Here is a 7,567-nt window from a genome sequence, read left to right as displayed (position 1 = left end):
CTGCGGAAAATGTTCTCCCGCGTGCTGTGGTTAGCACGCGGGCGAGCGGATTAGCGGCGGAACATGACTGATAACTGCGAGTGGATACTGTCGAGTAACTGATAGCGGCGGCGATATTCCGCGCGCTTCTTACTGGCAATATCTGTTTCGCTTTTACGCGCCAGCGTACGCGGAATATGATAGTAGCCATTGCTGTCACATTCGCCGCCAACTGACTCCCAAAATGAATTGTAGTCAGAAAGAATAACCTTGTTTTTATCATGGTAACGCTGGCTGCGAAAAATATGCTGGTCATTGCTGACGGCCAGTACTTGTTCAATATTCAATTGTTCTGCAAAACGACAAATAGCTTCCATTACAATACGTTTAGGAAACAAACCATGGCATGATTTTGTCGCTTTTTGAATTTCTTCGTGCGGCATTAATCGGTTACCCCCCTGCAAGCCACCAATAAAAAGCGCGCTGCGCCCTTCATAGTTGCACAGGGTGAAGGTCATTTCTGCTAATGTCTCGCCCTCACTATTACGGACAAGAATGGTACTTTCACCTTCTTTATCCAGGGCAATAAATGATGACATTATAATGGTGTATATTGCGCTGTCTTTGCCTTCAATTTGTGCCAGTTGTAACCCATCGGCACTTAAATAATCATTAAATTCTGTCGATGAAAAAGCGTTGCGAATAACATTGTAATGAAAACGCACAGCATCGAGTTTTGTTTTACGGTCAAGGTTTACTGCGAGATACGCGCGATGCAGGCGAACCGGTATACGGGGTTGGATCGCGAGAATTTTTTCGAGATCCGGCCATTGCGCCAGCTCAGCCATCCATTCACGTGTTAATCGTGGCATCAGCAATGAGCGCCATACAAACTTACGGCGAAAGCTTCGTTGATGCCAAAATTTACCTGGCCGCCATTGTCCGGTTGTCAGACGACAAAAAAGACTAAAACTTGTGGCGGGTCTGGAAGAATGAAAAGTGCTTTCTGTTAGCTGGCTCATAATAACAATCCAATAGATACTCTGATACCAATTTCAGCACAGTGGACCTTAACGGTTCATCAATAACTCTGTTATTCTTTGCACTTTTCAACGTCTGTTAATTTATCGTTGATGGTTATCACTCCACTCTGGTAGGCGTATTGGGGGACACTGGGACATTTATGAAGCTCAAGGGAAAAATTAAAAAACGTTATTTTCTGCTCGCCATCATCATTATTGTGGCGATGATTTCACTTTGGCGAACGCTTAATGCGCCACTACCACAGTATCAAACGTTAATTGTACGTCCAGGCGATCTCCAGCAAAGTGTGCTGGCTACCGGGAAACTGGATGCGTTACGCAAAGTTGATGTTGGTGCACAAGTGAGTGGGCAGTTAAAAACGCTGTCAGTAGCCATCGGCGATAAAGTTAAAAAAGATCAGTTGCTCGGCGTTATCGATCCTGAGCAGGCGCAAAACCAAATCAAAGAAGTAGAAGCGACGCTCATGGAGCTGCGGGCTCAGCGTTTACAGGCCGAAGCTGAGTGGAAACTGGCGCGCGTAACGCTTTCTCGTCAGCAACAACTGGCGAAAACGCAGGCGGTTTCGCAGCAGGATCTCGACACGGCAGCGACCGAAATGGCGGTCAAGCAGGCACAGATTGGCACTATTGATGCACAAATTAAGCGTAATCAGGCTTCCCTTGATACGGCAAAAACGAACCTCGATTACACGCGAATCGTCGCGCCAATGGCGGGTGAAGTGACGCAAATCACCACCCTCCAGGGGCAAACCGTGATTGCCGCCCAGCAGGCACCCAACATTTTGACGTTGGCAGATATGGGCACCATGCTGGTAAAAGCGCAGGTCTCCGAGGCAGATGTTATTCACCTGCAGCCAGGCCAAAAAGCCTGGTTCACTGTGCTGGGCGATCCGCAGACACGGTATGAAGGCGTGCTCAAAGATGTCCTTCCGACGCCTGAGAAGGTGAATGACGCCATTTTCTACTACGCCCGCTTCGAAGTGCCTAACCCGAAAGGGATCCTGCGCCTTGATATGACCGCGCAGGTGCACATCCAGCTTACAGACGTTAAAAATGTACTGACGATCCCGCTGTCGGCGTTGGGCGATCCTATTGGCAACAACCGCTATAACGTCAGGCTGCTGCGCAATGGTGAAACCCGCGAGCGCGAGGTGGTCATCGGTGCCCGTAATGATACCGACGTAGAGATTGTGAAAGGGTTGGAAGAGGGTGATGAAGTTATCACCGGTGAGGGTAAAGCGGGAGTAGCACAATGACGGCATTGCTTGAGTTGAGCAATATCCGCCGTAGTTACCCGTCAGGCGAGGGACAGGTTGAGGTATTAAAGGACGTTTCCTTACGCATTCAGGCCGGTGAAATGGTGGCGATTGTCGGGGCGTCAGGCTCGGGTAAATCGACGCTGATGAACATTCTGGGATGCCTGGACAAGCCGACCAGTGGAACCTATCGGGTTGCGGGGCGGGATGTTTCTACACTGGATAGCGATGCGTTAGCGCAACTGCGGCGTGAGCATTTCGGCTTTATCTTCCAGCGTTATCATTTGCTGTCACATTTAACGGCGGCACAAAACGTAGAGGTCCCGGCGGTGTATGCCGGGACTGAACGTAAGCAGCGTCTGGCGCGTGCTCAGGAATTACTTCAGCGCCTGGGATTGGGCGACCGGGTTGATTATCAGCCTTCCCAGCTTTCCGGTGGTCAGCAGCAACGTGTCAGTATTGCGCGTGCGTTGATGAACGGTGGTCAGGTTATTCTGGCCGATGAACCCACTGGCGCGTTGGACAGCCACTCCGGCGAGGAGGTGATGGCTATTCTGCATCAGCTACGCGATCGCGGGCATACGGTAATTATCGTCACGCACGACAGCCAGGTTGCCGCCCAGGCAGAACGTGTCATTGAAATTCGTGATGGCGAGATTGTGCGTAATCCACCACCACAAAAGCCCACTGCCGGACGTGATATTGATGAACCAACGGTGACGACGGCTTCTGGCTGGAGCCAGTTTGTCAGCGGTTTTCGTGAAGCATTGACCATGGCATGGCTGGCCATGGCCGCCAACAAGATGCGTACACTGCTCACAATGCTGGGTATTATCATCGGTATCGCTTCGGTGGTGTCGATTGTGGTGGTGGGCGATGCGGCAAAACAGCTGGTGCTGGCAGACATCCGGGCGATTGGTACGAATACTATCGATATCTATCCGGGCAAAGATTTCGGTGATGACGACCCACAATATCAGCAGGCGCTGAAGTATGACGATTTAGTCGCGATTCAGAAGCAACCCTGGGTCAGTTCCGTTACGCCTGCGGTATCGAAGAACCTACGCCTGCGCTATGGCAATATTGATGTCGCCGCCAGCGCAAACGGCGTTAGCGGTGATTACTTCAACGTCTATGGCATGACGTTCAGTGAAGGCGCCACCTTTAATGCAGAACAGCTGGCGGGTAGGGCGCAGGTGGTGGTGCTTGACAGCAATACCCGACGTCAGTTGTTCCCCAGCAAAGCAAAAGTGGTGGGTGAGGTTATTCTGGTGGGAAATATGCCAGCCACCGTTATTGGCGTCGCGGAAGAAAAACAATCGATGTTTGGCAGCAGCAAGATCCTGCGCGTCTGGCTGCCATACAGCACCATGTCAGGGCGGATCATGGGGCAATCGTGGTTAAACTCTATTACCGTGCGGGTAAAAGAGGGTTTTGATAGCGCCCAGGCCGAGCAGCAACTCACCCGTCTGTTATCGCTGCGTCATGGCAAAAAAGATTTCTTCACCTGGAACATGGATGGCATCTTGAAAACCGCCGAAAAAACCACACGTACATTACAGCTCTTTCTGACGCTGGTGGCGGTGATTTCGCTGGTGGTGGGCGGGATCGGTGTGATGAACATTATGCTCGTATCGGTGACAGAGCGTACGCGTGAAATCGGTATTCGGATGGCCGTGGGTGCGCGGGCCAGCGATGTGTTACAACAGTTCTTAATTGAGGCTGTGCTGGTGTGTCTGGTGGGCGGCGCGCTCGGCATCAGTTTGTCGATGTTAATTGCCTTTACGTTACAGCTGTTCCTGCCCGGGTGGGAAATTGGTTTCTCTCCTGTCGCGCTGCTAACGGCTTTCCTGTGTTCAACCGCCACCGGAATTTTGTTTGGCTGGCTTCCGGCCCGTAATGCAGCGCGTCTGGATCCCGTTGATGCTCTGGCACGAGAATAACGCGTTGTATTGCATAAGAAATAAAAATGCCAGCCTTAGGGGCTGGCATTTTGTCTGCGGGATGTACACAATGAGACAGAAGAGCTATGCGACAGCTTCTGCTTCAATGACGGGCACGATAAGACTGGCATGATTGCCTTTTGGCCCCTGGTGGACATCAAACTGGACAGACTGTCCGGCTTTTAGCGTTCTGTAACCATCCATCTGAATGGTGGAGTAATGGGCGAAGATATCTTCACCACCGCCTTCGGGGCAGATGAAACCAAACCCTTTGGCATTGTTGAACCACTTAACAGTACCCGTTTCCATACTTCGACATCCTTCGTAAATCTTATATAAGTAAGATGGAATGAACCGGTGGCGGAGTGGGGGCTGTTCAAAACCTCGCCAACTCTCGAAACTACAATTTAGAGAAATCAGGCGAGGCGTCAAGCGCCAGGCAGGTGGAATAGGGTAAAAATGCATCAAAATTTGAAGCAGTTAACGCTATTGTCGGATATGTGACAGATGTCGCGGATGGCACTGATAGATGATAGTTATCTAATACTTGAGGTAGATTGATTGTGCGCATAGGCTCTTGTCAGCGGCAAGTTATTCTGCCGGTAACCGTAACTGAAGATGACGACTGACAATGGGTAAGACGAACGACTGGCTGGATTTCGAACAGCTGGCGGAAGACAAATTGCGCGACGCGCTAAAACCGCCATCTATGTATAAAGTGATATTAGTCAATGATGATTACACTCCGATGGAGTTTGTTATTGACGTGTTACAAAAATTCTTTTCTTATGATGTAGAACGTGCAACGCAACTGATGCTTGCTGTTCACTATCAAGGTAAAGCCATCTGTGGCGTATTTACCGCCGAGGTTGCTGAAACCAAAGTGGCGATGGTGAACAAATATGCGAGGGAAAACGAGCATCCGTTGCTGTGTACGCTGGAAAAAGCCTGAATGCAGGCATAAATATTGGGGGAGGTGCCTATGCTCAATCAAGAACTGGAACTCAGTTTAAACATGGCTTTCGCCAGAGCGCGCGAGCACCGACATGAGTTTATGACCGTCGAGCACTTGTTACTGGCGTTGCTCAGTAACCCATCGGCCCGTGAAGCGCTGGAAGCGTGTTCTGTGGATCTGGTGGCGCTCCGTCAGGAACTCGAAGCCTTCATTGAACAAACCACACCCGTATTGCCTGCCAGCGAAGAAGAGCGCGACACGCAGCCGACGTTGAGTTTTCAGCGTGTTTTGCAACGCGCTGTCTTTCATGTTCAGTCCTCCGGGCGCAATGAAGTGACTGGCGCGAATGTGCTGGTCGCTATTTTCAGCGAGCAGGAGTCACAGGCGGCCTATCTGCTGCGTAAGCATGAAGTCAGTCGCCTGGACGTGGTGAATTTCATTTCTCATGGCACGCGTAAAGACGAACCGAGTCAATCTTCTGACTCTGGGAATCAGCCAAATAACGAAGAGCAAGCTGGCGGGGAGGACCGTATGGAGAACTTCACGACTAACCTTAACCAGCTTGCCCGTGTGGGCGGAATTGATCCGCTCATTGGCCGGGACAAAGAGCTGGAGCGCGCCATTCAGGTCCTGTGCCGTCGCAGAAAAAACAACCCGCTGCTGGTGGGAGAGTCTGGTGTCGGTAAAACCGCCATTGCCGAAGGTCTCGCCTGGCGTATCGTCCAGGGCGACGTGCCGGAAGTGATGGCTGATTGCACCCTTTACTCTCTGGATATCGGTTCGCTGCTGGCTGGTACCAAGTACCGCGGCGATTTTGAAAAACGCTTTAAGGCGCTGCTGAAACAACTGGAACAGGATACCAACAGCATTCTGTTTATCGATGAGATCCACACCATTATCGGTGCGGGTGCGGCATCGGGCGGCCAGGTGGATGCGGCTAATCTGATCAAGCCGCTGCTCTCCAGCGGGAAAATCCGTGTGATAGGTTCAACCACTTATCAGGAGTTCAGCAATATCTTTGAGAAAGACCGTGCGTTAGCACGTCGCTTCCAGAAAATCGATATCACTGAGCCGTCAGTGGAAGAGACCGTGCAGATCATCAACGGTCTGAAACCGAAGTACGAAGCGCACCATGATGTTCGCTACACCGCCAAAGCGGTACGTGCAGCGGTCGAACTGGCGGTGAAATACATTAACGATCGTCATCTGCCGGATAAAGCGATTGACGTGATTGATGAAGCGGGCGCACGTGCGCGTCTGATGCCGGTCAGCAAGCGCAAGAAAACCGTCAACGTGGCAGATATCGAGTCCGTCGTGGCCCGCATTGCGCGGATCCCGGAGAAGAGCGTTTCGCAGAGCGATCGTGATACGCTGAAAAATCTGGGCAACCGTCTGAAAATGCTGGTATTCGGGCAGGATAAAGCCATTGAAGCACTGACCGAAGCGATCAAAATGAGCCGTGCTGGTCTGGGACACGAGCATAAACCGGTCGGGTCGTTCCTGTTTGCCGGGCCGACTGGCGTTGGTAAGACCGAGGTCACGGTACAACTGTCCAAAGCGCTCGGCATTGAGCTGCTGCGTTTTGATATGTCCGAATATATGGAGCGCCACACCGTCAGCCGCCTGATTGGTGCGCCTCCGGGTTATGTCGGTTTTGACCAGGGTGGTTTACTGACCGATGCGGTGATTAAACATCCTCATGCGGTACTGTTGCTGGATGAAATCGAAAAAGCGCACCCGGACGTCTTCAACCTGCTGCTGCAGGTGATGGATAACGGTACGCTGACCGACAATAACGGGCGTAAAGCGGATTTCCGCAACGTGGTGCTGGTGATGACGACCAACGCCGGGGTACGTGAAACTGAGCGTAAATCGATTGGGCTTATTCATCAGGACAACAGTACTGATGCGATGGGCGAAATCAAAAAAGTGTTTACGCCGGAATTCCGTAACCGCCTCGACAACATTATCTGGTTCGATCATCTCTCTACTGAGGTGATTCATCAGGTGGTGGATAAATTTATTGTCGAGCTGCAGGTTCAACTGGATCAGAAAGGTGTCTCTCTGGAAGTGAGTCAGGAAGCACGTAACTGGCTGGCGGAAAAAGGCTACGACCGCGCAATGGGCGCACGTCCGATGACGCGAGTGGTTCAGGACAACCTGAAAAAACCATTGGCCAACGAATTGCTGTTTGGTTCGCTGGTGGATGGCGGTCAGGTTACCGTCGCACTGGACAAAGAAAAAAATGAGCTGACCTATGGTTTCCAGAGTGCGCAAAAGCACAAGCCAGAAGCTGCCCATTAATTTCTAATTACATGATAAACCGGGTGTAATGCCCGGTTTTTTTTCGCCTGAAAGTAGTGATTTGAATTGGGGGGACTCGGAGAGTTT

General features: G+C 51.3%; 6 protein-coding genes. 4 read left to right on the top strand and 2 right to left on the bottom strand.

Annotation, left to right across the window (positions count from 1 at the left end):
• Positions 1–50: 50 nt before the first annotated feature.
• Entirely contained in the window at positions 51–1,001 is a 951-nt protein-coding gene (locus FDX03_RS16435) for a VirK/YbjX family protein (protein ID WP_048212059.1), read from the bottom strand.
• Positions 1,002–1,162: 161 nt separating this feature from the next.
• Here FDX03_RS16435 and macA point away from each other — a divergent pair, with 161 nt between their 5' ends.
• A complete protein-coding gene (gene macA, locus FDX03_RS16430; RefSeq protein ID WP_048212058.1) occupies positions 1,163–2,278 on the top strand; it encodes a macrolide transporter subunit MacA in 1,116 nt (371 codons plus the stop codon).
• Positions 2,275–4,221 carry a macrolide ABC transporter ATP-binding protein/permease MacB gene (gene macB / locus FDX03_RS16425; RefSeq protein WP_048212057.1) on the top strand — a complete coding sequence of 649 codons (1,947 nt, stop codon included), beginning with the start codon at positions 2,275–2,277 and terminating at the stop codon, positions 4,219–4,221. The genes macA and macB overlap by 4 nt, the downstream gene beginning before the upstream one ends.
• Positions 4,222–4,305: 84 nt before the next feature.
• Here macB and cspD read toward each other — a convergent pair whose 3' ends face one another.
• A complete protein-coding gene (gene cspD, locus FDX03_RS16420; RefSeq protein ID WP_005128369.1) occupies positions 4,306–4,530 on the bottom strand; it encodes a cold shock-like protein CspD in 225 nt (74 codons plus the stop codon).
• Between the two features lie 322 nt (positions 4,531–4,852).
• Between cspD and clpS the strand changes: the two genes are divergently transcribed.
• Positions 4,853–5,173, top strand: a complete 321-nt coding sequence (clpS, locus tag FDX03_RS16415) for an ATP-dependent Clp protease adapter ClpS (protein ID WP_005128368.1) — start codon at positions 4,853–4,855, stop codon at positions 5,171–5,173.
• Positions 5,174–5,203: 30 nt separating this feature from the next.
• Positions 5,204–7,480, top strand: a complete 2,277-nt coding sequence (gene clpA / locus FDX03_RS16410; protein WP_048212056.1) for an ATP-dependent Clp protease ATP-binding subunit ClpA — start codon at positions 5,204–5,206, stop codon at positions 7,478–7,480.
• The last annotated feature ends 87 nt before the right edge of the window (positions 7,481–7,567 follow it).

Source organism: Citrobacter sp. wls827 (assembly GCF_005280875.1).
Taxonomy (GTDB): domain Bacteria; phylum Pseudomonadota; class Gammaproteobacteria; order Enterobacterales; family Enterobacteriaceae; genus Citrobacter; species Citrobacter youngae.
Note: the sequence above shows the minus strand (reverse complement) of the source record. Positions and strands in the feature narration are given on the sequence as shown.